The organism is Plantactinospora sonchi (assembly GCF_036422035.1).
GTDB lineage: Bacteria > Actinomycetota > Actinomycetes > Mycobacteriales > Micromonosporaceae > Plantactinospora > Plantactinospora sonchi.
Genome location: NZ_JAZGQK010000003.1, coordinates 148,768 through 175,433 on the forward strand (window position 1 = coordinate 148,768; position 26,666 = coordinate 175,433).

At 71.2% G+C, this 26,666-nt stretch carries 28 protein-coding genes, 1 tRNA gene and 1 pseudogene; 15 read left to right on the plus strand and 15 right to left on the minus strand.

Annotated features, from left to right (window positions below; translation table 11 throughout):
* Window positions 1–7: 7 nt before the first annotated feature.
* The 3 genes from V1633_RS04070 to V1633_RS04080 are packed head-to-tail and all read right to left on the minus strand — an operon-like array spanning window position 8 to window position 3,196.
* Window positions 8–1,225 (minus strand): FAD-dependent oxidoreductase, encoded by a 1,218-nt coding sequence (locus tag V1633_RS04070; protein ID WP_331212789.1) that lies wholly within the window; start codon window positions 1,223–1,225, stop codon window positions 8–10.
* The gene (locus V1633_RS04075; protein ID WP_331212790.1) at window positions 1,222–2,244 is read right to left on the minus strand and encodes a cupin domain-containing protein; all 1,023 of its coding nucleotides are present in this window, start codon (window positions 2,242–2,244) and stop codon (window positions 1,222–1,224) included. Before V1633_RS04075 ends, V1633_RS04070 begins: the two co-directional genes overlap by 4 nt.
* Window positions 2,245–2,287: 43 nt before the next feature.
* Entirely contained in the window at window positions 2,288–3,196 is a 909-nt protein-coding gene (locus V1633_RS04080; RefSeq protein ID WP_331212791.1) for a PaaX family transcriptional regulator, read from the minus strand.
* A 292-nt stretch (window positions 3,197–3,488) separates the two neighbouring features.
* Between V1633_RS04080 and V1633_RS04085 the strand changes: the two genes are divergently transcribed.
* The 6 genes and pseudogenes from V1633_RS04085 to V1633_RS36900 all read left to right on the plus strand — a co-directional run.
* A complete protein-coding gene (locus V1633_RS04085; RefSeq protein WP_331212792.1) occupies window positions 3,489–4,679 on the plus strand; it encodes an ABC transporter substrate-binding protein in 1,191 nt (396 codons plus the stop codon).
* Complete coding sequence (locus tag V1633_RS04090) at window positions 4,676–5,449, plus strand: ABC transporter ATP-binding protein (RefSeq protein ID WP_331212793.1); 774 nt, start codon at window positions 4,676–4,678, stop codon at window positions 5,447–5,449. Before V1633_RS04085 ends, V1633_RS04090 begins: the two co-directional genes overlap by 4 nt.
* A complete protein-coding gene (locus V1633_RS04095; protein WP_331212794.1) occupies window positions 5,446–6,099 on the plus strand; it encodes an ABC transporter ATP-binding protein in 654 nt (217 codons plus the stop codon). The genes V1633_RS04090 and V1633_RS04095 overlap by 4 nt, the downstream gene beginning before the upstream one ends.
* Complete coding sequence (locus V1633_RS04100; RefSeq protein ID WP_331212795.1) at window positions 6,096–6,956, plus strand: branched-chain amino acid ABC transporter permease; 861 nt, start codon at window positions 6,096–6,098, stop codon at window positions 6,954–6,956. The genes V1633_RS04095 and V1633_RS04100 overlap by 4 nt, the downstream gene beginning before the upstream one ends.
* Complete coding sequence (locus V1633_RS04105) at window positions 6,956–7,948, plus strand: branched-chain amino acid ABC transporter permease (protein ID WP_331212796.1); 993 nt, start codon at window positions 6,956–6,958, stop codon at window positions 7,946–7,948. The genes V1633_RS04100 and V1633_RS04105 overlap by 1 nt, the downstream gene beginning before the upstream one ends.
* 251 nt (window positions 7,949–8,199) lie before the next feature.
* Window positions 8,200–8,280: pseudogene (locus V1633_RS36900) on the plus strand (RCC1-like domain-containing protein); the annotation flags it as partial.
* A gap of 561 nt (window positions 8,281–8,841) precedes the next feature.
* On the opposite strand, the gene V1633_RS04110 reads toward V1633_RS36900, so the two are convergent.
* From V1633_RS04110 to V1633_RS04125, 4 genes are read right to left on the minus strand one after another with little or no spacing between them, the layout of a single operon-like run.
* Window positions 8,842–9,477 (minus strand): ABC transporter permease subunit, encoded by a 636-nt coding sequence (locus V1633_RS04110; protein ID WP_331212797.1) that lies wholly within the window; start codon window positions 9,475–9,477, stop codon window positions 8,842–8,844.
* A complete protein-coding gene (locus V1633_RS04115; protein ID WP_331212798.1) occupies window positions 9,477–10,175 on the minus strand; it encodes an ABC transporter ATP-binding protein in 699 nt (232 codons plus the stop codon). The genes V1633_RS04110 and V1633_RS04115 overlap by 1 nt, the downstream gene beginning before the upstream one ends.
* Window positions 10,172–10,654 carry a hypothetical protein gene (locus tag V1633_RS04120; RefSeq protein ID WP_331212799.1) on the minus strand — a complete coding sequence of 161 codons (483 nt, stop codon included), beginning with the start codon at window positions 10,652–10,654 and terminating at the stop codon, window positions 10,172–10,174. Before V1633_RS04120 ends, V1633_RS04115 begins: the two co-directional genes overlap by 4 nt.
* Window positions 10,651–11,175 (minus strand): RNA polymerase sigma factor, encoded by a 525-nt coding sequence (locus V1633_RS04125; protein ID WP_331212800.1) that lies wholly within the window; start codon window positions 11,173–11,175, stop codon window positions 10,651–10,653. Before V1633_RS04125 ends, V1633_RS04120 begins: the two co-directional genes overlap by 4 nt.
* Window positions 11,176–11,528: 353 nt before the next feature.
* On the opposite strand from V1633_RS04125, the gene V1633_RS36905 reads away from it, so the two are divergent.
* Both V1633_RS36905 and V1633_RS36910 read left to right on the plus strand, forming a co-directional pair.
* Window positions 11,529–11,762: a hypothetical protein gene (locus tag V1633_RS36905; protein ID WP_407951959.1), complete on the plus strand. Its 234-nt coding sequence runs from the start codon at window positions 11,529–11,531 to the stop codon at window positions 11,760–11,762.
* Window positions 11,763–11,813: 51 nt separating this feature from the next.
* On the plus strand, window positions 11,814–11,936 hold the full coding sequence (locus tag V1633_RS36910) for an RCC1-like domain-containing protein (protein ID WP_407951960.1): 123 nt from the start codon (window positions 11,814–11,816) through the stop codon (window positions 11,934–11,936).
* An 86-nt stretch (window positions 11,937–12,022) separates the two neighbouring features.
* Here V1633_RS36910 and V1633_RS04130 read toward each other — a convergent pair whose 3' ends face one another.
* Window positions 12,023–12,823 (minus strand): alpha/beta hydrolase, encoded by an 801-nt coding sequence (locus V1633_RS04130; protein ID WP_331212801.1) that lies wholly within the window; start codon window positions 12,821–12,823, stop codon window positions 12,023–12,025.
* Window positions 12,824–13,015: 192 nt separating this feature from the next.
* On the opposite strand from V1633_RS04130, the gene V1633_RS04135 reads away from it, so the two are divergent.
* From V1633_RS04135 to V1633_RS04145, 3 genes are all read left to right on the plus strand, one after another.
* Window positions 13,016–13,288 carry a hypothetical protein gene (locus tag V1633_RS04135; RefSeq protein ID WP_331212802.1) on the plus strand — a complete coding sequence of 91 codons (273 nt, stop codon included), beginning with the start codon at window positions 13,016–13,018 and terminating at the stop codon, window positions 13,286–13,288.
* 86 nt (window positions 13,289–13,374) lie between these two features.
* Window positions 13,375–14,097 (plus strand): hypothetical protein, encoded by a 723-nt coding sequence (locus tag V1633_RS04140; RefSeq protein ID WP_331212803.1) that lies wholly within the window; start codon window positions 13,375–13,377, stop codon window positions 14,095–14,097.
* 265 nt (window positions 14,098–14,362) lie between these two features.
* Window positions 14,363–14,950: a dihydrofolate reductase family protein gene (locus tag V1633_RS04145; RefSeq protein WP_331212804.1), complete on the plus strand. Its 588-nt coding sequence runs from the start codon at window positions 14,363–14,365 to the stop codon at window positions 14,948–14,950.
* A 209-nt stretch (window positions 14,951–15,159) separates the two neighbouring features.
* On the opposite strand, the gene V1633_RS04150 is transcribed toward V1633_RS04145, so the two are convergent.
* From V1633_RS04150 to V1633_RS04170, 5 genes are all read right to left on the minus strand, one after another.
* The gene (locus tag V1633_RS04150; RefSeq protein ID WP_331212805.1) at window positions 15,160–16,167 is read right to left on the minus strand and encodes an RNA polymerase subunit sigma-70; all 1,008 of its coding nucleotides are present in this window, start codon (window positions 16,165–16,167) and stop codon (window positions 15,160–15,162) included.
* 400 nt (window positions 16,168–16,567) lie between these two features.
* Window positions 16,568–16,639, minus strand: a tRNA-Arg gene (locus V1633_RS04155).
* A 106-nt stretch (window positions 16,640–16,745) separates the two neighbouring features.
* On the minus strand, window positions 16,746–17,426 hold the full coding sequence (locus V1633_RS04160) for a COG3415 family protein (protein WP_331212806.1): 681 nt from the start codon (window positions 17,424–17,426) through the stop codon (window positions 16,746–16,748).
* Between the two features lie 187 nt (window positions 17,427–17,613).
* The gene (locus V1633_RS04165; RefSeq protein WP_407951968.1) at window positions 17,614–18,330 is read right to left on the minus strand and encodes a DUF305 domain-containing protein; all 717 of its coding nucleotides are present in this window, start codon (window positions 18,328–18,330) and stop codon (window positions 17,614–17,616) included.
* Between the two features lie 47 nt (window positions 18,331–18,377).
* On the minus strand, window positions 18,378–19,286 hold the full coding sequence (locus V1633_RS04170) for a DUF3105 domain-containing protein (protein WP_331212808.1): 909 nt from the start codon (window positions 19,284–19,286) through the stop codon (window positions 18,378–18,380).
* Between the two features lie 95 nt (window positions 19,287–19,381).
* Between V1633_RS04170 and argS the strand changes: the two genes are divergently transcribed.
* From argS to thrC, 4 genes are all read left to right on the plus strand, one after another.
* Window positions 19,382–21,043, plus strand: a complete 1,662-nt coding sequence (gene argS, locus V1633_RS04175) for an arginine--tRNA ligase (protein ID WP_331212809.1) — start codon at window positions 19,382–19,384, stop codon at window positions 21,041–21,043.
* Between the two features lie 31 nt (window positions 21,044–21,074).
* Complete coding sequence (gene lysA, locus V1633_RS04180) at window positions 21,075–22,460, plus strand: diaminopimelate decarboxylase (RefSeq protein ID WP_331212810.1); 1,386 nt, start codon at window positions 21,075–21,077, stop codon at window positions 22,458–22,460.
* The gene (locus tag V1633_RS04185; protein ID WP_331212811.1) at window positions 22,457–23,806 is read left to right on the plus strand and encodes a homoserine dehydrogenase; all 1,350 of its coding nucleotides are present in this window, start codon (window positions 22,457–22,459) and stop codon (window positions 23,804–23,806) included. Before lysA ends, V1633_RS04185 begins: the two co-directional genes overlap by 4 nt.
* Before the next feature lie 124 nt (window positions 23,807–23,930).
* On the plus strand, window positions 23,931–24,980 hold the full coding sequence (gene thrC / locus V1633_RS04190; RefSeq protein WP_331212812.1) for a threonine synthase: 1,050 nt from the start codon (window positions 23,931–23,933) through the stop codon (window positions 24,978–24,980).
* Between the two features lie 112 nt (window positions 24,981–25,092).
* Here thrC and V1633_RS04195 read toward each other — a convergent pair whose 3' ends face one another.
* On the minus strand, window positions 25,093–25,758 hold the full coding sequence (locus V1633_RS04195; RefSeq protein ID WP_331212813.1) for a response regulator transcription factor: 666 nt from the start codon (window positions 25,756–25,758) through the stop codon (window positions 25,093–25,095).
* The gene (locus V1633_RS04200) at window positions 25,755–26,603 is read right to left on the minus strand and encodes a sensor histidine kinase (RefSeq protein WP_331212814.1); all 849 of its coding nucleotides are present in this window, start codon (window positions 26,601–26,603) and stop codon (window positions 25,755–25,757) included. The genes V1633_RS04195 and V1633_RS04200 overlap by 4 nt, the downstream gene beginning before the upstream one ends.
* Window positions 26,604–26,666 lie beyond the last annotated feature (63 nt).

Sequence of the window (26,666 nt, forward strand, 5' to 3'; positions counted from 1 at the left end):
CGCTCTCTCAGTACTTGTGGATGGTGTTGCCGGGCGGCAGCCCGCGTGGCCCGTACGGCGTGGTGTCGAGCCAGTGCCCTCGGCTCTCGTCGGTCGCCGCGTCCCGCGCCGCCTGTTCCAGCACCTCCCGTTCGGCGGGGCCGGGCCGCAGGTGGGCCAGCGCGGCACCGGCCGCGTCCCGGTTGAACAGCGCGGCCCGGCGCCGGGAGAGCGCGAAGTCCTCCACGGCGGCCCGGGCCCGGGCCGGTACGGCGGCGGAGAGCGCGACGTGCACGGCGGTCGCGGCCGCTTCCGCGTCGGCCACGCCGGAGTTCAGGCCCCGGGCGCCGAACGGCGCGAACAGGTGCGCCGCCTCCCCGACCAGCAGGGTGCGCCGTGCCGGTTCGGCGAAGTCGTCCGCCACGACCTGGAGGAACCGGTAGGTGGAGGCCCAGCCGACCCGTTCCGCGTACGCGGGCGGGAGCACGGCCCGCAACCAGTGGCGCAGCCCGTCGCCGTGGCTCAGCTCCTCCGGATCGTCGTCGTCGTGCAGCTGCAGGTCGACCCGCCAACCGCCGGCGAAGGGAACCAGCAGCACGTTACGGTGCCCGGCGGCCGGATGCCGGTAGTGGAACACCCGCTCCACCGGCAGCGGCTCGGCCGGGTCCTCCTCCACGTCCACCACGACGTACCAGCCGTCCGAGCGGCTGCCCTCCATCGGCACGCCGAGCGCGCGACGGACCCCGGACCGGGCGCCGTCGGCGGCGACCACGTAGTCCGCCGTCCAGCGGGCACCGGCGGCGGTCCGCAGCGTGACGCCGCCCGTCGTGGACTCGACGTGTGTCACCTCCGCGTTCCAGGCGAACTCCACACCGGCCGCCTTGCACGCCTGCAGCAGGTAACGTTCGGTCTCCACCTGGGGCAGGCTGGTGAAGTGCGGCAGCGTACCGGCCGGTGGCGGCGGATAGCTGCGGGCGAAGACCTGCCGGCCGGCGTAGAAGGTGCGTTTGGTTCCCCACACCAGCCCGTACGCGGCCAGTTCGCCGGCCAGGCCGGGTGCGGCGCGGTCGAGCACCTCCAGCGTGGCGCGGTGTACGAAGATGGCGCGACTGCCGGGCCGCAGCCGGTCCTCGGCGCCGGCCTCCAGTACGGTGGCCGGTCGGCCGAGTGCCCGCAGCGCCAGCGCGGCGGACATGCCGACCGGGCCGGCCCCGACCACGATCACCGGTCGGTGTCCCCCGGTCACGCCACCTCCTCGCGGTAGAGGCCGAGCGCGGTGATCGCGGGCGCGTCGGTGTACGAGAAGAGCACCGCGTCCTGGCTGGTGGAGGAGTTGACGTGCTGGTAGCGGGCCCAGCCGGGCACGGCGAACACGTCCTTTTCCGACCACTCCAGCAACTGGTCGTCCACTCTGCTCGCCCCGCTGCCGCGTACCACGTGGTAGATCGTGCTCGGCGTCTGCCTGCGGACGACACCCCGGAAGCCGGGGCGCAGCCGGGCGATCCGACAGCCGATGGTGGGCATGACCGGCCCGCCGTTCCACGGGTTCGTGTACTCCAGCACCACCCCGTCGGCGTCGCTGCCGGTCGCGTCCTCGGCGATGGCGTCGAACGCCCGGGCGGTCTCCGTCCAGGGGTAGTTGCCGATCGGCGAGTTGGGGCCCGGTCGGGGGTCCCAGGCCGGTGTCAGGCGTCCGTGGATGAACTGCCGTGACGAGATGTCGTCGGGTACCTCCGCCTTCTGCGTCCGCTCGCCGAACAGTTCGAAGAACCCGGCCTCCAGTGCGTTGACGAGGGGGAAGTCGAGGCCGTCCAGCCACAGCATCGGACCGTCGCCCTCGTGGGCGTGGTCGTGCCAGTGCCAGCCGGGCGTCAGCAGCAGGTCGCCGGGGTGCATGTGCACACGTTCGCCGTTGACCGTGGTGTAGGCGCCGCGTCCCTCGATGATGAACCGGAACGCGCCCGCGCTGTGCCGGTGCGCCTGCGCGGTCTCGCCGGGCAGGATCACCTGGATGCCCGCGTACAACGTGGTCGTGGTGGCCGGTGGGTCGGGCAGGCCGGGGTTGACGAGCATCAGTACCCGACGCTCGGCCTCCTCCAGGGAGAGCACGTCCGCGAAGTGCAGCAGGTACGGCCGCAGTTCCGGGTAGCGCCACAGGTACGGGACGGCCCGGCTGCGTGGCTCGGCGTTGAAGAGGTTGCCGAAGTATCGCCAGAGTGGGGCCGTGCCGAGTCGGGCGATGGCCTCGTAAGCCTCCTCGGTCATGGGCCGAGTTTGACTCTATCTCCGCCTGGCGTCAAGGCTAGTGTCACATGTCGCGGGTGGTGTGGCTGCGTACCAGCGCGGCCAGATCCGGGTCGTACGCCGCGACCACCTGGACCACCCGCTGCTCGGCCAACCCGGCCAGCCCGTCGTACAGCTCGACGAAGAGTTCCCGGGCCCGCACCCGGGGCCAGTGCGGCGGCAGCAGCTCCGTCGGCAGTTCCGGGTCGAGGCTCGGCATGGTGCGCCACTCGTCCATCAGCGCGGTGCGCGAGGCCAGCGCCTCCGCCGTGCCGATCCGCCCACTGCGCCACCGTCGCAGGACCGGCTCGAACGTCGAGAGAAGACGCTCGTACCCGGCCCGGAGTGCGTCGAGGTCCCACGCCCGGATCGGGTGGCCGGCCACCGGGCCGCCCTCGGCCAGTTCGGCGGTGAACACGGTCGCCCGGTCGATGCCCAGTTCGGACAGGATCGCGGTCACCTCGGCCACCCGCTCCTGCGGCGAGACCCAGAGTCCGTCGTACAACGGGGCGAAGCCGTACCAGCCGAGTCGGGTGCGTAACGCGTTGCGGCGGGAGCGGTCGTCCTCCGGCACCGAGAACGCGGCCACCGTCCACCGCCCGGTCCACCCGGTCCGTTCCGCGCCGAACGACAGGATGTGGGCCCGGCCCTCGGTGAGCACCTCGGACGCCCGGGGACTGAGCGAGTAGGAGGTGCGCCGCCCGGACTTCGACTGCTCCAACAGGCCGCGGCGGGCCAGCCGGCTCAGTGCCGCGCGGGCGCCGACCTCGGTGATGTCGAACTCGCCGAGCAGGGCCACCAGGGCCGCCGAGGGCAGCGGTGCGCGCTGGCCGTACCAGTAGTCGCCGAGCAGGGTCAGCAGCAGGTGCTGCGGACTGCCGCCGGTCTGCATGCGGGGGAGGTCGACGGCGGGCGCCGCGGGCGGGACCGACATGCAGGTAACTATACAGTTGGCGTGTCGCTCGCCATCCCACGAGCTGCGCGCGGGGCGGCCTGGGATCGGGTGTCCGGCCGGGTGTGGGACGGCGACACCGAGACTGCGCCAGCGTCCCCGGGAAGCCCTCGGCGGAGGGGTGTGGCGGTGCGGGGGACCGGGGCGCGTCCGGGCGGAGACGACCCGGCGTCCCTCTCTTTCGGACGTCGACAGAAGGCATGAATATTGACCGGCGTGGAATAGATGTCTAGCGTCCTTGTGGCAAGCTGTCCCCTCGTGGTGGGAGGCACCCGTGCGACGTACCGCCGTATCCGTCGCCGCGCTCACCGTGGTCCTCGCCACGGCCGGCTGCTCCGACGACTCACCCGCCGGTGACGGCGCGGGCCCGGTCAGGGTCGGCCAGATCGTGTCGCTGACCGGCAACTACGCGCCGCTCGGCACGGAGAACGAGAAGTCCGTCGCGCTCGCCGTCGAGCAGGTCAACACGGCCGGCGGGGTGCTCGGCCGCCGGATCGAGCTGATCGTCCGCGACGACAAGAGCCAGCCCGACCAGTCGGTGCTGGCCTTCAACGACATCAAGGGCCGGGACGCGGTCGCGGTGATCGGCTCGCCGTTCTCCAACTCCGCGTTGGCGACCATTCCGCTGGTCGACCGGGAGAAGATCCCCTACATCTCGCTGACCCCGGCCGACGAGCAGGTCGACCCGGTCCACCCGTACGTCTTCGTCGTGCCGGCCACCTCCGCCACGTACGCGGACCGGATCCTGCAGTACCTCAGGGCGGAGGGGATCAGCCGGGTCGCCGTGGCGTACGACGGCAAGAGCTCCTACGCCAGGGCCGGCTTCGACGGGACCAGGGAGAAGGCCGGCACGTACGGCATCTCGCTCACCGCGACCCCGGAGTTCCAGACCACGACAACCGAGTTCTCGGCGGTCTTCAACCAGGTGCGTTCGTCCGGGGCGCAGGCCCTCGTGGTGTGGGCCACCGGGCCGCCCGGCGTCGCCCTGGCCAAGCAGTACGCCACGGCGGGCCTGGACGTGCCCGTCGTTTTCACCGGCGCGCAGGCGAGCAAACTGTGGCTGGACCCGGTCGGCGCGGCCGCCGAGGGTGCGTTCGTGGCCAGCTCGATCGGTGTTGTCGGCGCGCACCTGCCGGACGGTGCCCAGAAGCGGGCGATCGACGAGCTGGCCGGCCCGTTCCAGAGCCGGTACGGCTACCCGCCGCCGCAGTTCGCGCAGGACGGGTACACCGGGGTGAAGCTGCTGGTCGCGGCGATCGAGAAGGCCGGCAGCACCGAGCCGGAGAAGATCCGGACCGCGTTGGAGGGGCTGACCTTGACCACCCCGAACGGCAGCTACGTCTACAGCGCCACGGACCACGCCGGCCTGAAGGCCGACTTCATCTCGGTCAACGTGGTCAAGGGCGGTGCCTTCGTACCCACCGAGTGGGCGCGGGAGCAGCTCGCCGCGGTGGCGGGCAGGTGACCGAGCCGCTGCTGCGGGTGGCCGGCGTGTCCCGGTCCTTCGGTGGCGTGTACGCCGTGCGCGACGTCCACCTCGACGTTGCGCCCGGGGAGCTGCGCGGAGTGATCGGGCCGAACGGCGCCGGCAAGTCCACACTGTTCGGTCTGATCGGCGGGCAGCTGGCGAGCCGGACCGGCACGATCACGTACGCGGGGCAGCGGATCGACCGGCTGCCGCCGCACCGCCGGGCCACCCTGGGTATCGCGATCGTCTTCCAGGGTGCCCGGGTCTTCGGGGGCATGACCGTGCTGGAGAACGTGATGGTCGGCGCGCACGCCACCACCGGTGGTGGTTTTGTCGGCGCGGCCCTGCGGCTGCCCCGGCACCACCGGGAGGAGCGGGAGATCCGGCACCGGGCCCGGGAGGCGCTCGACCGGGTCGGGCTGGCCGGGTGGGCCGGCCGGTCGGCCGAGTCCCTGCCGTTGGGCCAGCAGCGGGCGCTCCAGGTGGCTCGGGCCCTGTGCGGCCGGCCCCGGCTGCTGCTGCTCGACGAGCCGGCGGCCGGCCTGCGTGCCGCCGAGCGGAACGCGCTCGCCCAGCTCATCGAGGAGCTGAAGGCCGGCGGCCTCACCATGATCAAGATCGAGCACGACGTGGCCTTCGTGACCCGGCTCGCCGACCGGGTCACTGTCCTCGACCTCGGCAGGGTGATCGCCGAGGGCACGCCCGCCGAGGTCCGCGCCGACCCCGCGGTCGTGGCCGCGTACCTCGGCGGGGAGGTCCCGACGTGATAGAGGTCCGCGATCTCACCGTCCGGCACGGGGCGGCGGTGGCACTCGACCAGGTCAACCTCACCGTGGGTGCCGGCGAGATGGTCGCACTCATCGGCCCGAACGGCGCCGGCAAGTCCACCCTGGCCGACACGCTGGCCGGGATCCTCCGCCCGGCCGCCGGCGCCGTGACGGTCCAGGGCCGGCTGGCGTACGTGCCGGAGGGGCGCCAGATGTTTCCCGACCTGACCGTCGACGACAACCTCCGCCTCGGTGGCTGGGCCATCCGCAACCGGGACACCGGACCGGTCTACGGCATCCTGCCCCGCCTCGACCCGCTGCGCCGCCGCCGCGCCGGCTCACTCTCCGGCGGCGAGCAGCAGATGGTCGCGGTCGGCCGGGCCCTGATGGCCCGCCCGGAGGTGCTCGTCGTCGACGAACTCTCCCTCGGCCTCGCCCCGCTGGTCGTCGCCGACCTCGCCCGGCACCTGCGTGAACTCAACACCGACGGCCTGGCCGTGCTGCTCATCGAGCAGAACGCCCGGCTCGCCCTCGACCTCTGCGGGCGCGGGTACGTGATCGAGGCCGGCCGGGTCGTCGCTGACGGAACCGCCGCCGAACTCGCCGCGGATCCCCGGGTGGCCGACGCCTACCTCGGAGCGGCCAGGTGAGCGACCTCCTCCAGTACCTGATCACCGGACTCGGCGGCGGTTGCGCGTTCGCACTCGTCGGCAGCGGGATGGTGGTCATCCACCGGGTCACCCGGGTGGTCAACTTCGCCCAGGGCAGCTTCGCGGTGCTCGCCGCCATGACCACCTCGACCCTGCTCGCCAGCGGGTTGCCGCACGGGGCGGCCGAGGTCCTCGCCGTGGCGGTCGGCGCCGGAGCCGGACTGCTGGTCGGCCTGGTCGCCATCGGCAGACCGGGTACGCCGCCCGGCGCCTCGCTCATCATCACGCTCGGGCTGGCGGTCTGCGCGTACGCGGTCGAGGTGCTGATCTGGGGTGACCAGCCCCGCTCGTTCGGTGGGGTGCCCGGCGCCGTGGAGCTCGCCGGGGCCCGGTTCCAGGCCCACTACCTGCTGATCATCGGCGTGACGTTGGTCGTATTCGCGATCCTGGCGATCCTGTTCGCCCGTACCGACGTCGGTCGGGCGCTCTCCGCCTGCGCGTCCAATCCGTACGCCGCCAGGGTGGTCGGCATCAGCGTCACCCGGATGGGCCTGTTCTCCTTCGCCATCGGCGGTGCGCTCGGCGGGCTCGCCGGCGTGCTGGTCACGCCGATCCAGCTGGTCACCTTCGACTACGACGTCACCCTGATCGTGGGCGGCTTCGCGGCGGCCATCCTCGGCGGGCTGGTGCGACCGGCGCTCACCCTGGTCGGCGGGCTGCTGCTCGGCGTCGCGCAGGCGCTCGTCGCCGGATACGGCAACGCCGCGTACCAGATGGAGGTCGCCCTCGTGCTGATGCTGGCCGCGATGATCTGGCAGGCCGCGCGCCAGCCGGCCGCCCAGCGGGAGGCGGCCTGATGGCCAGGTGGGCACCGGTGGCGGCGGTGGCGGCGGTGACGCTCGCCCTGCCGCCGCTGCTGTCGGCCAACCACCTGGCCATCTACATCCTGCTCGGCCTCGCCGCGATGGTCACCGTCGGACTGTCGCTGCTGATGGGGTACGCCGGGCAGGTGTCCCTCGGCCAGGCCTCGTTCTACGCCATCGGTGGCTACACGGCCGGCCTGCTCAGCGTGCACAGCCTGCCGCCGCTGGTCGGGCTGCTCGCCGCGCCGCTGGTCTCCGCCGCGTTCGCCACCGTCGTCGGTGTGCCGCTGCTGCGACTGCGCGGCCACCACCTCGCGTTCGCCACCCTGGCGATGCAGCTGATCCTGCTGTCACTGCTGAGCCAGGCGGACTGGGCCGGCGGCGCCATCGGTCTGCAGGGCATTCCCCGGCTGTCGGTCGGTGGCCACGAGTTCGCCGACGACACCTCGTACGCGTACCTGGTCTGGGCGGCGGTCGCGCTCACCCTGCTGGTGGCCCGCAACGTCGTCGCGTCCCGTCCGGGCCGGGCCCTGCGCGCCCTGGCGACCAGCGAGACCGCGGCCGCCGCCAGCGGGGTACCGGTCGGCCGCTACCGGCTCACCGTCTTCGCGCTGGCCGCCGCGTTCGCCGGCCTCGCCGGCGGCATCTACGCGTTCTATCTCGGCTACCTCGCGCCGGGCTCGTTCCCGGTCCTGCTCTCCATCGAGTACGTCGTGATGGCCGTCGTCGGCGGCCTCGGCACCCTGTGGGGGGCCCTGATCGGCGCGACCGCCATCATCCTGCTGGTCCAGGTGCTCAACACCCTCGGCACCCAGCCCGGCATGCCCAGCTACGCACCCAGCGTGCTGTCCTACGCCGGGTACGGACTGCTGCTCGTCCTGGTTGTGCTGTTCCTGCCGCACGGCATCGTCCCCGCCGCCCGGGACCGGCTGACCCGCTTCCGGGCCCGCAACCGGCCGGCGGAACCGGTCGCCCCGGAGCCGTGAACCCGGCCGGCGTCCCACCGGTGTCCCCGGCAAGAGACGAACCTGTACGGCCTGACCCAGCGCCGCACAGTGGCGACCGGTCCTGTGCCGGGCACACCTCGTGGTCGGCGTCGGCGTCGATGACGACGCACGCGTTCAGCCGATGAGCGGGTGCTGGAGCTGACGGTCTCGTGGCCGACGCTCATCAGCCGGGAGGGACATGGAGCGGGGCGGGATCTGCCCAGGGTCACGTACCCGGTAATGCTGTGCACATGAGTAGCCCTGTCATCGCCGCCGGACGCCGACACTCGTTGGGGCTGTGTACCGATGGCACCGTGGTTGCGGCCGGCACGGGGGCATCGGGTGAGTGTCGAGTCGAGGACTGGGCCCAGGTGGTCGCCGTGGCGGCGGCACCGACGTTGTGCATGGCCTGGCGGGTCTGGGCTGCCCAGTCTTCCGTGGGAGCTGGGGTGCCGTCTGCCGGCGATGGGCACTTGACCGGACGTCCAGACCACCCGACTGCCCGGACCAATGGTGGCTACGTGGCTGTACCCGTTCGGACGCGGGAGCGTCGGCGGCGTAGTGAACTCGATCTGCGTCGTGGCGAGCACTTCACGATCGGGCGCAGACAGGGACCGGCCCTGGCCACCCGTACGTGCCGCTGTGCCCGTTCGTTCGTATCGCAGCCTCACTCAAGGCTGGCCGCGCCGCCTGACCCAACGCCAGCCACGGTAGGACCCGTCGGGGTCTGTGGACTGGCCACAGACCCCGAGGGATGCCTTAGCTCAGCAGAACGATCGCGCCGACGACGAGTGCTGCGGCCACGAGCAGGGTGACGAGAATCAGCGTTGTCCTGCCGAATCTGCGGCGGATCAGCTTCGGGTTGTGACTCATCGGTGAGGTTCCTCTCTGGTTCAGGTCCGGCGGCGTATGGCCAGGTAGGCGATGCCGGTCAGGAGGAGCGTGAGGCTGAGATAGGCCGCTGCCTCGGCCGACTGCATGGGCCAATACGGCAGGTCGATGTGGCTGCGCACCGCCCGGCCACCGAGTTGGCTGACGCCGACCAGTAGCACCGCTAGCGGCATGGCGACCCGGGAGTGTCCTGTGACTGCGCCGAGTGCGGCGCCGAGCGTGAGGGCGAACAGCACTCTGGCGAACGGGATCATGCCGTGGCTCTCGTAGTATGGCCAGGCCGTCGGGTCACCCCCGGCGGCGGGCGGTGCCCAGGCCAGGACCGCGGCGAGCAGAGCGGTCGCGGCCAGGGCGCCGGCGGCCGCGGTGGTGAGGGTGGCGGCGAGCCAGCGTCCCCGGGTGATGCTCTGTGTCCAGGCGAGTTTGAAGGTGCCTGTCTCAAGTTCACGGGCGATGAGGGGGGCGCCCCATACGAGGCAGACGGCACCGGGCAGGAATCCCGCCAGTTGGCCGGTGAGACCGGTCAGCTCCGGTTCCAGACGCTCCACGAGTGTGGCTGCGCTGTACAACAGCAGGAGGGCGGCGATGGCGGCGAACTGGGCGCGTTGCCCGCGCCAGGCCACCCACAGCAGCCCCATCAGCGGGCCAGTTCCGGGCTACGCAGGTATCCCAGCACGAGTTCCTCGAGGGTCTGGGCGCGATGGGTGTTCAGCAACTCGGTGAAGGTGCCGCATAGGCGTACCCGGCCGTTACCGAGCAGGATCAGGTGGTCGCACACCTGGGCCAGGTCGGCCAGGACGTGTGAGGAGAGCAGCACGGTGACCTCCAACGTTCGGACCACCTCCATCACGTGGACGCGGGCCAGCGGGTCGAGTTCGGCCAACGGCTCGTCCAGCACCAGCAGGTCGGCCTGCTTGCCGACGGCCAAGGCGAGCGCCACCAGGGTGCGCTGACCCCCGGAGAGGCGGTCCACCCGCTGGCCCGGCGGGATGTCGTGTGCGAGCAGGAGCGACTCGGCGCGTCGCCGGTCCCAGCGGGGGTTGGTGGCCGCGCCGAAGCGCAGCAGATCGGCCACGCTCCAGCGTTGGTACAGCGGCCTGTCTTGAGCGACAAAGGCGACCCTGGCTATGTCCAACGGCCGGCCGAAGATCCGTACCGTGCCCGTGGTGGGTGCGAGCAGGCCGGTCACGAGATTGAGCAGGGTGGATTTTCCTGCCCCGTTCGGCCCGACCACCGCAGCTGCCGCGCCGGCGGGCAGTTCGATGGTGCATTCGCTCAGTGCCCACCGCTGCCGGTACCGTTTGCCCAGCCCGCTGGTTTCCAGGGCGGCGTTCATGCTTCCTCCTCGCCGGTCAGCTTCCGCATGCGGCGCAGCAGCGCGGCGCGGCGGGTGTGGGCTCGCAGGGCCAGCACCAGCGCCGCCGCGACGAACAGGCTCCCGATCGCCAGCGCAGGCAGCAGGCCGGTGCCGTTTTGGCCTGCGATGACAGCCACGAGCCCAGTCGTCACCACGGAGGCAATCAGGGCAATCCAGGCGGCGATCACCTGCTCGGTGGCGAACAACGGCACCCTGCGCGTCAGCAGCCAGCCCCCGTAACCGGCCCAGGCCACAGAGAACACGGTGAACAGCGCGAACGCCAGCTGGGTACGGCCAGGCAACGGTCCCGGCTCGCTCCACCACAGCGAGACCACAAAGACCGTGCCGGCCAGCCCAGCCAGCAGCGCCGCAACCGCGCGAATGCGTGTCCTTACTGACAGCGCGGGCGCAAGTCGGTCGATCATCTCCTGTGCCGACATGCGTGGCTCGTCTGTCACGACTGGTCCTCCTTCTCGTTAAGGCGCTCCCGTAGCAGGCGACGGGCCCGACTCAGCCTGGATTTGACGGTGCCCGCCGGGATTTGACAGATGTGGGCACAGTCCTGCACCGACAGGTCTTCCAGGTAGAACAGGACAAGGATCTCCCGCTCGATTACGGGCAGGCGCGAGAGCGCGGCAACGAGTTCCACACGCGTCACCACTGCCTCGCTGGGGTCGTCGGTAACCGGTTCGTCCCGCGTCAGCGCCGTCTGCTCGCGGGCGTACTCCGTTCGCAGGCGGTCGATCACCGATCGACGAGCGATGGTGAACAGCCAAGGGGTGAACCGGTCAGGCTCGTGCAACCGTGGCAGGCCTCGGACCACAGCCAGCCAGATCTCCTGGGTGACGTCGTCGGCCCGATCCGCGCCCAGCATGCGACGTACGTACGTCCATACCGGCACCCGCCACCGCGCCACCAACTCCGTCAATGCCACCCGCTCGCCCAGTTGGGCACGCACCACCAGTAGCTCATCGGTCATCTCGTCCTCCCGTCACCACCAACAGTCGGGGGAGAGGCCGACCGGGTTCACGACCCACGCATTCCTGATGCGGCGGTCAACCAGCTTCACGTCAACAACGATCCAGACCTGTCGCTGTATTTGCCGCCGGTGGAGATCGACGCCCGGCTGATGGCGAACGTGAAAACTCCACGCGGGTGCCGGACGAAGGTCGGCGGCGGGGAACCGCGGGCGCCGTAGACCGCTGCGAACAGCCCAGACCGCAACTCTGGATCTACCATGAACCCGCAGAACGATCACCAAACAGACCCAACGCATAGATCAACCAAAGCGGTCCGAACCGCCCTCTCAGCGCCGACGGGACCACCGTTGCCGTGGGGAACGATCGCCGTGGGCAGTGCGCGGTCGACACATGGCGTGACGTCACCGCCGTCGCCGCCGGCTACCTCCACACGGTCGGTCTTGGCAACGACGGACGCGTCCTCGCGGTCGGGGATCGATCGACGGGCGCCTGCGACGTCAGTGCTTGGCGGGACGTCGTGGCAGTGACGGCTGGGAGCTACCACACCGTGGGAGTCACCGCGGCTGGCCGAGTCGTGGCCGTCTGAAGCAGAGATTCCGGCCAGTGCGACGTGGCCGACTGGCGCGAGATCGTAGCGGTGGCGGCCGGATCCACCCACACTCTCGGACTACGCGCGGACGGCACAGTTGTCGCCACCGGCAACAACGAGCACGGTCAGTGCGACATCACCGGCTGGGACGCCATCAGGTCGCCCAACTAGATACCGCACGGAGGCTTGCGCTGCTCCTGTTCCCGGCCCGGCATCCGCACCTGACGCCGTTCGTGCGCCGCCCGTAGCCGGATCCGTCACTCGGCGGTGATCGCCCGTCGAGTCGGGTCGAACATCGCCGACATCGGCGAGCTCCGATCGAGGAGGAAGCGGGCCGTCGCGTCGATGACGTCGTCGAAGTACCCGTCATGGCCGGGGTGGTGGAACCCGTGCCCGGCATGTTCGTACTCGAGCAGTGTGCACTCGTTGCCGGCCCGCACCATCGCGTCCCGGAACCGCCGTACGTGGTCGATCGGCTCTACCTCGTCGTCGGTGCCGTGGTGAATCAGCATCGGCGGATTCCCTGGCCGCACGAACTCGACCAGCGAGTAGTCGTCCGCCCTGCCCGCAGAGATGCCGGCCTGCCGTTCGATGGCACGCTGGCGCTCCGGCGAGAACGCACGCAGGTCCAGGCCCGCCGGATTGAGGGCCACGACGGCAGCGACGCCGGGTACGGGCGCGGGTACGGCCCCACCCGGGGCGGTCATCGCGGCGACCAGGGCGAGATGCGCACCGGCCGAACTGCCGCCCGAGACCAGACACGACGTCTCGAGCCCCCGTGACGCGGCCAACCCTCTGACGCGCTCAACCGCCCGCCGGACGTCGGTGATGCAGTCGTCGATGCTCACCGCGCCCCGACCGAGCAGCCGATACCCGGCAGATACCGCGAAGATCCCGCGCGACGCCAACTGACGGCAGTGCGGGGCCAGCCCGTCGGCCGATCCCGTGCGCAGAGCGCCACCGTGGAACAGGACGATTCCGGCCGCGAGCCGCGTGCCCTCGGCCGGTTCGAAGACCAACAGGGGCAGCTCACTGCCGTCGGCGGCGTCGAAGGTCATCGAAGATTCACGACAGGCTGTCATGAACGGCACCCGTTGGCCACGACCACTCATCCTCCCATGGGTGGGCTGTTCGTGAAGTGTGCTCCGTCGGCCCTCCACTCTTGTGTCAAAGCTTTAGCGTGGAATGAATGCCGGGCGCGACGGCACCGCCAACGGGCCAGTGAGTGGCGTGGCCAAGAGGAGGTTCAGATGCCCTACCAGAGCCCTGCCGACTTTTGCGCCAAGTACGCCGGAGCGCACGACCGCGACCAGATCGATGGTTCGGGTGGCGTGTCGAGACTGGATGGTGTGACCGTCGTCAGCGAGACGCCGGACACGGCCCGGATTGAGGCGCTCTGGTATGCATGTGGCCACGACCCGTATTCCGGGTACTGGGACGTTTTTGAGCGCATCGCCTTCGTCCTGGTCAAGCGGCACGACGGATGGCGCGTGCACTCAGAGGAAAATCTCGGCTACGAGTGACAACTGATTGCTGACGGACGGCGCCGCGCTCTGTGGCCCTCACCCAGGTTCCATCACGTCGGCTCGGCTGTGGAACGATCACGCGGGTGACCGATGCGGCGTGCCGAATCCTTGAGGACACCGACTGGTCAGGTCTGGAACACGCCTACGGCCCGGCGTGTCCGGAGACGCCCACCACACTCGCCGGTCTGGTGTCGGGCGAGCCTGACGCGGTGAGAATCGCCCTCAACCACCTCTCGGACGAGCTGATCCACCAGACCACCCTGTTCTCCGCGACGGTGCCCGCCGCCCTGTACGTCGCCGCGTTGGTGAGCGATCCGGAGTGCCGGGAGTCGGTCACGCCCGGCTGGGAGACGGGAAGGTATCCGCTCCGCGCCAAACTACTGGACTGGCTGGAGGCCATCGCCTACGAGATCAGCGACTCGAAGGTGGAGGTGTACCGGTCCTGGGGGTTTTCGGAGGCAGAGGCCCTGCTCCTGTATCCCGGCGTCCGACAGATCCGCCCGACTCTGTTCCCCTACGTGGTCAACTGTCTGGACGATCCCGACCTCAGGGTCCGGAGGGCGGCGGTCAGGGCGGCGGTGAGGCTGGCGGACTGTTCCGACCTGGCGTCCCACCGCGAGCTGCTGGCGCCGTTGGTGCGCGATGTGCTGGTCGTCAGCGCCGAGGAAGAACACCGACGCCTGGCGATCAACACGCTCGAGGCGTGGGGAGAGGACGTGGAGCCTCTCAGAAGCTCCGTGACGCCGATACCACCCGCCGTCCCGGAACGCGCTCCGGAAGGTCCGTTCGACGAGCCACCGTTCTGAACACTCGCCACATAACCTCGGCGACGGCCGGCCCGTTGCCGGCGCTCGCACCATGCCCTCCGTGTCGGCCAGGACGCATCGGATCCTGCGGGAGAGTTGTCGGAGTGTCCGCATGTCGGATCGGCGTAGGTTCCATGACCGTCTTCGCCGATGCGGTTGGCTGGCCATGTCTGCGGTGACCTTGTGTCTGCCGGCAGCGCGCACCGATCAGGTTTTCGCGCAGCGCCCGTCTGTACGTAAGTAGATCGACTTACGAGAGGCTGGCATGATGCGGAAACTGACCTTCGGCATGAATGTGACCCTGGACGGCTACATCGCCGCGCCCGGCGACGACCTCGGCTGGAGTGGCGGTGAGGGACCGGACTCGTCGTCGGGCGACGAGTTGTTCCAGTGGTGGTCCGACCGGGTGGCGGCGACGGGCCTGGCGCTGTACGGGCGCAAGCTGTGGGAGGTGATGAGTTCCGCCTGGCCGACCGCCGACCAGCGGCCCGGCGCCACACAGGCGGAGATCGAGTTCGCCCGCCGCTGGCGGGACATGCCGAAGGTGGTGTTCTCCTCGACGATCGACAAGGTCGACTGGAACACCCGCCTGGTCACCGGCGACGCGGTCGCCGAGATCACCCGGCTCAAGACAGAGGACGCCGGCTCGATGGACATCGTCGGCGCGACGCTCGCCGGGGCGGCCATGCGGGCCGGGCTGATCGACGAGTACCTGCTGGTCACATACCCGGTCCTGGTGGGCGGCGGCACGCCGTTCTTCACCGCGCTGGACAGCTGGGTGAACCTGAACCTCGTGGAGACGCGGACATTTCCCGGCGGCGTCGTGCTGACCCGATACGAGACGAGGCGATGAGCACGGGCCAGTTGCTCGGTTCGTAAGGCCGGGTCGAAATCCTTCCTGGCGTTTCTTCGGGCATCAAGTTGCCCCGCCGGCAACGCCGGCGGGGCGGTGGTGTTCGCGTTGTCGCGTTGGCGTTCAGCTGGTCGGGGTGCTCATTCCGCGGTGACTTCGGTGACCCCGGCCCGTGGCGCTGGACTCGTTGACGACGGGGACCTGTCTGATCACAGTGTCGGGGGCAGGGCCAGCCATGGTTTGTCGGTGGCGTCGAATCCGGTGAGTTCGGCGATCTTCCCGTCGACGATGTGCAGGACCGCGATGTTGAACAACCGGTACTCCGGGTCGTCAGGGGTGCGGAGGTACAGCGCGGCGGCGGGCATGCGGTTGACCGTCGTGGCGATGCAGCGCCAGTCGTCGTAGCCGGGCTGGAAGAGCCCACCGGAGACCCAGCCGTCCACCGCGTCCTTGGCGGTGATGACCGAGGTGCCCGCCTCGGGCAGCATCACGAAGCGCAGGTCGTCGCGGAGCAGGGACATCAGCCCGTCGAGGTCGTTGCGCTCGTGGGCGTCGATGTACGACTTCACCACGCCGCGCTCGTCGTTCGACAGCTCGTGGGCGGCAGGGCTCCGCCAGTCGAGGCGGCGGTCGGGCAGCTGCTCGCGCATCGTCACGCGCGCCCGCTGCAGCGCGCTGGTCACCGATGCGATGGTCAGATCGAGGGCGTCGGCGGCCTTCGACGCCGGCCAGCCGACGACGTCGCGCAGGATGAACACCGCCCGCTGCCGCGGCGGCAGGTGCTGGACGGCGACGATGAACGCCAGCTCGATCGTCTCCCGCGCCACCACCGATTCCTGCGGGTCCTCGGGGAGCATCCGATCGGGGTACGGCTGCAGGTACAGCACCTCGGAGCCGAAGTCCGGCAGCCCGGACGGTACGGGTGTGCGGTCATTGCGCTTCTCCAGGAAGTCAAGGCAAACGTTCGTCGCGATCCGATACAGCCAGGTCCGCAGCGCAGCGTGGCCCTTGAACGACTCCCGCTTGTTCCACGCCCGCAGGAACGTCTCCTGCGTCATGTCCTGGGCGTCCTCGTAGTTCGCAAGCATCCGGTAGCAGTGCACCTGCAGCTCACGCCGGTGGCGCTCGGTGATGAGCGCAAACCGCGCCGTATCGCCTGAGCGAACCACCGCGATGAACGAGGCCTCGTCAGCGCCCAGCGGTCCAGCGTCGGTCATGGTCACCAATCCTTCCAGCGGTGCGAGGGAGCTACCAGAACCGACGACGTGGCGGAAGAATTCTGATCGGTCACGCCATCGTCATCGGGCTAGCGACTTCACGCGGCCGGCGGAACGCCCAAACGAGGTGAGGCCCAAGCCGAGTGCCGCACTTCGCAGCGACCGGAGAGTGGGCCAGATCAGAATACCGCCCGACCCCGCAACCTGGCCGGACTGCGGTCGTACCGCCAGTCAACATGGAACAGCGATCCCGGCGCGTTCCGCGCCCGTACATCGCGCCAACGCGAGGATGCCCCCGGCCGCTCGGCCGGGGGCATCCTCGAACGTCTGCTCGAACGCGAAACCGGCCTCTATGATCAGCGATCGGCCGGTCGCGCTGCGCGTTTGCAGTTCTGTGACGTGCCCCCGGCAGGATTCGAACCTGCGCCCCCGCCTCCGGAGGGCGGTGCTCTATCCCCTGAGCTACGGGGGCTCAGCGACTGGAGAAGAGTAGCAAACGAGGTCGCCCGGCGCCGAATCGGTATCCGTCGTGGCGTCGGGTGCCGCCGTACGACCTCGTGCCACCGACCCCGGCCGTGTTACCGGCCGCAGCTCGGCAGCGGGTGCAGGACGATGCGCGGAGGCAGTCGACGCGGCCACTCGGTACGGGTCCAGGAGCCGTCGACCACCACGTGCAGGGTCCGGCCCTCGGCGCCGCTGAGCCGGAGCAGGAAGTCCCGGGGCAGCGGCGGGTCGACGTTCGGGGTGGCGATCTGGAAACGTACCCGGCCCCGGGCCGAGATCGCGGAGAGTACGTCAGCCGCCGGCACCACGCCGTGCAGTCGGGTCCGGCCGATCCACCAGACGTCGGCCCGATGCTCCAGGGCCGAGCGGACGATCGCCGGATACTCCTGTTCCACCCAGGTCGCCACGGAGTCGACGCAGAGGCCGCAGGCCCGGTCGGTCGGCTGGCGTGGCCCGAGGCCCCAGGCGCGCAGGTAGCCGCTCATGTCGGCGTCGGCCGGCAGGTCGTACCGGCGTTGGGCGAGGGCGGCGACGCTCTGCCGGGTCCAGAGTTCGTCGTCGAGGCCGAGCTGGTCGGGGTAGGCACCGCGGAGCGTCTCGATCAGTTCAAGTTCCTGGTCGCGGCTGAGGGTCCCGGTGGCCTCGCCCGACCGCTGTCCGCGACGTGCGGCCGCCACCGCGCCGTCGCCGCCGATGGTGTGTCGACGGCACCAACTGGTGGCCGACCGACGTCCGTCCCGGAGAGCAACCGTCATGTCTAGGACAACGAAGGCAGATCGTGACCGGTCACGTTATGTACGGAGAAAACTCGTCAAACTGGGCAAGTCCTACAAGCTGCCCTTAAGTGGACGTACCGCCGAGGTGGCCTGACGACGGTCGGTGATCACAAAACGGCGGCCACCCCGGAGGGCGGCCGCCGTGTGACGGTGTCGGTGATCGTCGCTACCGGGCACCGAGCTTGCTCAGCAGCGCCTGGATCAACTCGATCTCCTTCTTCTGCCCGTTGACCATCGACTGGGCCAGCGTGGTCACCTGGTCGTCGTCGGAGAGGTCCAGGATTCCCTCGGCCATGTGGATGCCGCCGAGGTGGTGGTTGAGCATCAGGCGGAGGAAGCGGACGTCGAAGTCCCGGCCGGTGGCGGCCCGCAGCTCGGTGCGTTCGGCGTCGGTCGCCATGCCCGGCATCAGGCCGTTCTTCACCGACCCGGCGAGGTCCGGCATCCACGCCATCCGGGGCTGGCTGCCGGTCGGGTTCAGGCCCCAGGTCTTCAACCAGGTCTGCATGGTGCCGATCTGCGCCTGCTGGGTGAGGGCGATGTCGGCGGCCAGGGTCCGGACGTCCGGGTCGGTGGCCTTCTCGTGGGCGAGGATCGACATCTCGACCGCCTGGGCGTGGTGTGTCGACATGTCCCGGGCGAAGCCGGCCTCGGGGGAGTCGTCACCGGGCCGGAACAGGGTCGGGGCGAGCAGGCCGGCGGCCAGCCCGAGCACCAGTCCCAGCACGACGCCGAGCGCCAGCAGGCCGGTGCCCGGTCCGCGTCGACCCGGTCCCTCCGCGACGGCGCCGGCCCCCGGACCCCCGACCGACGGTCCGCCGGTCGAGGGCTCACCGGTCGGGGTCCCCGCCGGCCCGGCCGTCGTGGCCGCGTCCGAGGTCAACTCCTCCGGACCGGCGGTCACCGTCTCCGACCTGCTGGTCACGGTGCTCAGCTTCCCGGCGGCGGCGGCACCGGCTGGTCACCGGGGACGCCTCCCGGCGGCGCCGCCGGCTGGTCACCGGGGACGTTGTCCCGCGGCGTGGTGCCGGTGGCGGTGATTCCGCCGGAGCAGGGCGCGCCCGGCTCCATGCTGGCGTTCTGCCGCAGGGCCCCGATGAACTCGCCGATCCGGCCGTCGTCGGCGCTGTCGAGCTTGAGCTGGTAGCCCCAGGCCTGCAGCGAGATCGGCTTGTCGAGACCCTCCACCGGGCTCATCAGCATGAACTCGTTGCCCCGGACCTTGCTGGCGAGCTGCTCCACCTGGGCGGGCGGCAGGTCGGGCCGGTAGGTGACCCAGACCGCGCCGTGCTCCAGGCTGTGCACCGCGTGCTCGTTCGCGATCGGCGCGTCGTAGACGTCGCCCATGCAGTTCTGCCAGGCGTTGTTGTGGGTGCTGCCGACCGGCGGGTTGACCTTGTACGTCTGCGGGCCCGGCTCGTGCGACTGCTTGCCCGGCAGCGGGTCCACCACCGACGGGTCGCTCTTCCGGAAGTTGACGATCCCGTCGATCGCCGCGGCCTTGTCCTCCCAGCCCTTGCCGTTCTGGATCACCGCGTACGCGCCGTACCCGATGATGCCGGCGGCGATCACCCCGACCGCGACGAAGATCCCGATGTTCCCCCATGACCGACCACCGCTGACCTTGACCGGGGCGATCGGGCGGCGCTGCTGCGGCTTCTTGCCGCCACCGGTGCGGCCGGCCGGCACCCGCCCACCGGAGGGGCCCTTCGACGGGGTGGCTGCCGGCTTGGTCCCGGCCGCCTTGCCCTCGGCGGGCTTGCCGCCGGCCGGCGCCTTCTTTCCGGTGCTGACCACGGACGGGCGGCGCTGTTCGCCACCCGAGGTGCTGATGCTCATGGTCCCTCGTCAGGTCGGTCGGTCAGGGGATGGCGGCCGGCACACCTGCAGGGTCGCCACCGAGTGACCGAGTCTACCCCCGGTAACATGTTTCGGTGACTCCCGCCAACCTCGCCGAGGCCGTTCTCGCCGCCGCCCACGCCGTCTTCACCCGGCGTGGCCTCGATCACTCCGTCCTGCCGGAGTCGGTGACGCTGGAGCGACCGCGCAATCCCGAGCACGGCGACTACGCCTCGGCGATCTCGCTGCAGCTCAGCAAGCGGGTCGGGGTGCCGCCCCGGGAGCTCGCCGGCGCGCTCGCCGAGGAACTCGCCCGGACGCCGGGGGTCAAGTCGGTCGAGATCGCCGGTCCCGGCTTCCTCAACCTCCGGCTCGACCCGGCCGCCGCCGGGCAGCTCGCCCGCGACGTGGTCCAGGCCGGTCAGGCGTACGGGCGCAGCGACCGGCTCACCGGCCAGCGGGTGAACCTGGAGTTCGTCTCGGCGAACCCGACCGGCCCGATCCACCTCGGGCACACCCGGTGGGCGGCGGTCGGCGACTCGCTGCACCGGATCCTCGCCGCGGCCGGCGCCGAGGTCACCAGCGAGCACTACATCAACGACGCCGGCGCCCAGATCGACCGCTTCGGCCGGTCGCTGTACGCGGTCGCGGTGGGCGAGCCGACCCCGGAGGACGGCTACAGCGGCGAGTACGTCGCCGAGATCGCCGAACGGATCGTCCGCGAGCAGCCCGACCTGACCGGCAGGCCGGCCGAGGAGGCGCTGCCGGTCTTCCGGGACCGGGGCTACCAGCTGATGCTGGACGAGATGCGGACCAGCCTGGAGCGGTTCGGCGTGCACTTCGACGTCTGGTTCTCCGAGCGCACCCTGCACAGCAGCGGGGCGATCGAGCACGCCCTCGGCCGGCTGCGCGAGCAGGGCCACGTCTACGACGCCGACGGGGCGATCTGGCTGCGCACCACCGACTTCGACGACGACAAGGACCGGGTGCTGATCCGGGGCAACGGCGAGCTGACGTACTTCGCCGCCGACTCGGCGTACTACATCAACAAGCGGGAGCGTGGCTTCGACAAGTGCGTCTACCTGCTCGGCGCCGACCACCACGGCTACGTCAACCGGCTCCGGGCGATCGCCGCCTGCGCCGGTGACGACCCGGACTTCAACATCGAGATCCTGATCGGCCAGCTGGTCAACCTGGTCCGCGACGGCCAGCCGGTCCGGCTCTCCAAGCGGGCCGGCAACATCATCACCCTGGACGAGCTGGTCGACGCGGTCGGCGTGGACGCGGCCCGGTACTCGCTGGCCCGCTCCAACACCGACTCGCCGTTGACCCTCGACATCGAGGTGATCACCCGGAACTCCAACGACAACCCGGTCTACTACGTCCAGTACGCGCACGCCCGGATCGCCTCCCTGCTGCGCCGGGGTGCGGACCTGGGGGTGCTGCGGGGTGCCGACTTCGACCCGGGGCTGCTCAGCCACGAGAAGGAGAACGAGCTGCTCAAGACGCTCGGCGAGTTCCCCGAGGTGGTGGCCGAGGCCGCCGGGCTGCGCGAGCCGCACCGGATCGCCCGCTACCTGGAGGAGCTGGCCGGGACGTACCACCGGTTCAACGACGCGTGCAAGGTGCTGCCGCTCGGCGCCAACCCGCCGGCGCCGGAGCTGACCCAGGCCCGGTTGTGGCTGGTCGACGCGACCCGGATCGTGCTGGCCAACGGGCTGGCGCTGCTCGGCGTCTCCGCGCCGGAACAGATGTGACCGACAGGGCAGCGAACGGAAGGCGGAGCTGATGCGCGCGCACGAGGCCGGGGCGATGCACGGGGAGCTCGGGGTACGGGGGCCGGCGTGGCTGCGTACCCCGGAGGACGTCAACGCGCTGGTGCCGCGACTGTGGCCGCGCAACGTGGCGCGCGGCGCCGACGGCGCGCTGACCGTCGCCGGCCTGGGCGTCCGTGAACTGGCCGCCGAGTACGGCACCCCGGTCTACGTCCTCGACGAGGACGACCTGCGGGCCCGGTGCCGGGAGTTCCGGGCGGCCTTTCCGGACGAGGACATCTTCTACGCCGGCAAGGCGTTCATCTGCAAGGCCGTCGTCCGGGTCATCGCCGAGGAAGGGCTGCACCTCGACGTCTGCTCCGGCGGCGAGCTGACGGTGGCGCTGGCCGCCGGCATGCCCCCGGAACGGATCGGCTTCCACGGCAACAACAAGTCGGTGGCGGAGCTGACCCGGGCGCTGGACGCCGGGGTGGGGCGGATCGTCGTCGACTCGTTCCACGAGATCGACCGGCTGACCGCGCTGGCCCGTGAGCGGGGCGTCCGGCCCTCGGTCCTGATCCGGGTCACCGTCGGGGTCGAGGCGCACACCCACGAGTTCATCGCCACCGCGCACGAGGACCAGAAGTTCGGATTCTCGCTGGCCGGCGGCGCGGCGGCGGCCGCCGCGTTCCGGATCATCGACGAGGACGTGCTGGAACTGCGCGGCCTGCACTCGCACATCGGCTCGCAGATCTTCGACACCAGTGGCTTCGAGGTGGCCGCCAAGCGGGTGCTCGGGTTGCAGGCGCAGATCCGCGACGCGCGCGGGGTCGAACTGCCCGAGCTGGACCTGGGCGGCGGCTTCGGTATCGCGTACACCACCCAGGACGACCCGTCGAGCCCGCACGACCTGGCGAAGCGGCTGCACAAGATCCTCGAGGGGGAGTGCGAGGCCGAGCGGCTCGCCGTGCCGCGGCTGTCGATCGAGCCGGGACGGGCGATCATCGGCCCGGCCATCTTCACCCTCTACGAGGTCGGCACGGTCAAGGACGTCGACGGGATCCGGACGTACGTCAGTGTCGACGGCGGCATGAGCGACAACATCCGGACCGCGCTGTACGGGGCGTCGTACTCGGCCACGGTGGCCTCCCGGGCGTCCGACGCGGAGCCGATTCTCGCCCGGGTGGTGGGAAAGCATTGCGAGGCTGGGGATGTGGTGGTGAAGGATGAATTCCTGCCCGCCGACGTGCAGCCCGGAGATCTTGTCGCCGTGCCCGGAACGGGCGCCTACTGCCGGAGCATGGCCAGCAACTACAACCATGTTCCCCGACCCCCCGTCGTCGCGGTCCGCGACGGCCGGGCGCGGCTGATCGTCCGGCGGGAGTCCGAAGACGATCTGCTGGCATTGGATGTGGGATGACAAAGCCTGTCCGTCTGGCCCTGCTGGGCTGCGGGACCGTCGGTACCGAGGTGGTACGCCTGCTGCACGAGCAGGCCGCCGACCTGACCGCGCGGGTCGGCGCCCCGCTCGAGGTGGCCGGCATCGCCGTACGCCGGGCGGGCCGGGACCGGGGGCCGCTGCCGGTCGACCCGGCGCTGTTCACCACCGACGCGCTCGGCCTGATCAAGCGTGACGACGTCGACCTGGTCATCGAGGTGGTCGGCGGGATCGAGCCGGCCCGGGGCTGGCTGGTCGAGGCGATGCGGGCCGGCAAGAGCGTGGTGACCGCCAACAAGGCCCTGCTCGCCGAGGACGGCGGCACGCTGCACGACGCGGCCGCCGAGGGCGGGGTCGACCTCTACTACGAGGCGGCGGTGGCCGGTGCCATCCCGCTGCTGCGCCCGCTGCGCGAGTCGCTGCACGGCGACACGATCACCCGGGTCACCGGCATCGTCAACGGCACCACCAACTTCATCCTCTCCGCGATGGACGCCACCGGGGCCGGCTTCACCGAGGCACTGGACGAGGCGACCGAGCTGGGTTACGCCGAGGCCGACCCGACCGCCGACGTGGAGGGCTTCGACGCCGCCGCCAAGGCGGCGATCCTGGCCTCGCTCGCCTTCCACACCCGGGTCACCGCCGCCGACGTGCACCGGGAGGGGATCACCGAGGTCACCGCCGCCGACATGGCCAGCGCCAAGGCGATGGGCTGCACCATCAAGCTGCTCTGCATCGCCTCCCGGGGCCCGGACTCGGCCGGCGTCGAGTCGGTCAGCGTCCGGGTGCACCCGGCGATGATCCCGGTCAGCCATCCGCTGGCCAGCGTCGGCGACGCGTTCAACGCGGTGTTTGTCGAGGCGGTCGCCGCCGGCCAGCTGATGTTCTACGGCCGGGGCGCCGGTGGGGCGCCGACCGCGAGCGCGGTCCTCGGCGACGTGGTCGCCGCCGCCCGCAACCACCTGGCCGGGGTCCGCGCGGCCAGCGAGTCGGCGTACGCGGCGCTGCCGATCCGGCCGATGGGGGAGGCGGTCACCCGCTACCACATCAGCCTCGACGTGGCCGACCGTCCGGGTGTGCTCGCCGCGGTCGCCGGGGTCTTCGCCCGGCACGACGTGTCGATCGCGACCGTCCGGCAGGCGTCGGTGCCGCCGGGGCCGGCCGGTGGCCCGAGCGGGTCGGCGACCCGGGGCGGTGACGCGGACCTGGTCATCGTCACCCATGCCGCGCCGGACGCCGCGCTCGCCGCGACCGTCGCCGAGCTGCGCCGCCTGGAGATCGTCCGGTCGATCGCCAGCGTGCTGCGGGTCGAGGGCGAGGGCAGCTGACCCGACCGGCCGTCCCGCCAGGTGGTTACCGGCTGGTGCGCGGGGAGCCGATCGGCGACGGTGGGTCACCGTGGAGGTGGGTCGCCGAAGGTGCGACCGACGCGGGAGTCGCGAGGAGAGCGATATGTGGCGGGGTCTGATCGAGGCGTACCGGGACCGGCTGCCGGTCAGCGAGGCCACGCCGGTGATCACCCTGTACGAGGGGAACACGCCGCTGATCCCGGCACCGGTGCTCGCCGACCGGCTCGGCTGCGACGTCTACCTCAAGGTGGAGGGGGCGAACCCGACCGGCTCGTTCAAGGACCGGGGCATGACGTTGGCCGTCTCCAAGGCGGTCGAGGCCGGCAACAAGGCCATCATCTGCGCCTCCACCGGCAACACCAGCGCCTCCGCGGCGGCGTACGCGGCCCGGGCCGGGCTCACCTGCGCGGTCCTGGTGCCCCAGGGCAAGATCGCGCTCGGCAAGCTGGCCCAGGCCCTGGTGCACGGCGCCCGGCTGCTCCAGATCAACGGCAACTTCGACGACTGCCTGTCGCTCGCCGCCAAACTGGCCGTGGACTACCCGGTGGCGCTGGTCAACTCGGTCAACATCGACCGGCTGCACGGGCAGAAGACGGCCGCGTTCGAGATCGTGGCCGCCCTCGGCGACGCCCCCGACATCCACTGCCTGCCGGTCGGCAACGCCGGCAACATCACCGCGTACTGGATGGGCTACCAGGAGGAGGCCGAGGCCGGCAACACCACCCGCCGCCCCAGGATGTACGGCTTCCAGGCCTCCGGTGCCGCGCCGATCGTCACCGGCCAGGCGGTCCGTGAACCGTCGACCATCGCCACCGCGATCCGGATCGGCAACCCGGCGAGCTGGACGAAGGCGGTCGACGCCCGGGACGCCTCGGGCGGTCTGATCGCCGCCGTGACCGACCGGGAGATCCTCGCCGCGTACCGGTTGCTCGCCCGCGAGGTCGGGGTTTTTGTCGAGCTGGCCAGCGCGGCCAGTGTCGCCGGGCTGTTGCAGCAGGCCGCGGCCGGCCTGGTGCCGGCCGGCTCGACCGTGGTGTGCACGGTGACCGGGCACGGGCTCAAGGATCCGGAGTGGGCCATCTCGACCGCGCCCTCACCGGTCACCATCCGGAACGACGTACTGACCGCGGCGCGGGCGCTCGACCTGGCCTGAGCCCGGCCGGGCCCGGGGACGGGGTCGGCTGACCCGCGCTGGGCGCTCGGGTCCGATCCCGTCGCCGGCCACCCGACCCCAACCGTCGCGGCGGCCCGGGTCCGCCCGGCGTTCAACGGCGTGGGCGTACCAGGCCCGCGTCGAACGCGGCGATCACCAGCTGGGCCCGGTCCCGCGCGGCCAGCTTGGCGATCAGGTGCGTGATGTGCGTCTTCACCGTCTTCACCGAGATCACCAGGGCGGTGGCGATCTCGTCGTTCGACAGGCCGCCGCCGATCAGCGTCAGCACCTCGACCTCCCGGCCGGTCAGCCGGCGCAGCGCCGGTGTCGGTCGGTCCGGGCGCGGCGCCGCGACGTAGTGCGCGACGAGCCGGGTGAGGATCGAAGGCGCGAAGAGCGACTCACCCCGGTGGGTACGCCGGATCGCCTCGATCAGTTCCTCGGGACGGGCGTCCTTGAGCAGGAAGCCGGAGGCGCCCGCGTGCAGCGCCTCGTAGACGTACTCGTCGAGTTCGAACATGCTCAGGACCAGCACACGCGTCCTGGAGAGGGCGGGATCGGCGCAGATCCGGCGGGTGGCCGTCAGGCCGTCGAGGCGCGGCATCCGTACGTCCATCAGGATGACGTCGGGGAGTGTGTCGCGGGCGTACGCCACGGCGTCGTCGCCGTCACCGGCCTCGCCGACGACGGTCAGGTCGGGTTCGTTGTCGATGATCATCGCGAGGCTGTGTCGGAGCAGCGGCTGGTCGTCGACCAGCAACACCCGGGCCCCGCTCACGACACCTCGTCCGGGATCCGCGCGCTGACCCGGAAGCCTCCGTCGACGTGCTCCGCGGACAGCGTGCCGCCGAGGCTGCCGACCCGCTCCCGCACCCCGGCCAGCCCGTGTCCGGCACCGGGCGAGGCCGGCCAGCCGTCGACCGACGGGCCGGCGTCCGCCACCGTCAGCACCACGTCCGCCCCGTCCCGGTACAGCCGCACCCGTACGTTCGTCGGTCCCGCGTGCCGAGCCGCGTTGCTGAGCGCCTCCCGCACCGTCTTGCAGACGGCGACCTGCACGCCCTGGGACACCGGGCCGAGCGGCTCGACGTCCAGTCCGATGTCGAGTCCGGCGCGGGACGCCCCGCGCACGATGCCGGGCAGGTCGTCGAGGCTCTCCACCGGCGCGCGACGGCCGGCGGTCGACGGCTCGCGCAGCACCCCGAGCATGCGGCGCAACTCGGCGGTGGCGTGCCGGCTGGTCTCCTCGATGTCGGTGAGCGCCGACTGCACCTCGGCGGACTTCGGCAGGTGCCGGGTGGCCGCCGCGCGTACCGTGATCAGACCGAGGCCGTGCGAGACGATGTCGTGCAGGTCGCGGGCGATCCTGAGCCGCTCCGCGAGGACCGCCTCGGAGGCGGCCCAGGCGGTCAGCCGCGCCTCGTAGGCGGTGCGGTCGGCGCGGGACCGCCGCAGTGCCCACCCTGCCGTCGCGACCGCCCCACCGACCAGCAGCGGCGGCAGTACGACCGCGGGCGGGCCCTGCGCGCCCACCGTGCACATCATCATCACCAGCACGCTGATCACCACGGCGGCCACCGGGACGGCCGTCGACCGACCGGAGGGGCGGGTTCGGGCGTTCACCGCCCCGACTGTAGTTCTCAGACCAGGGTCTGACGGTCCACGGACCGACCCGGCGGGCGCGAT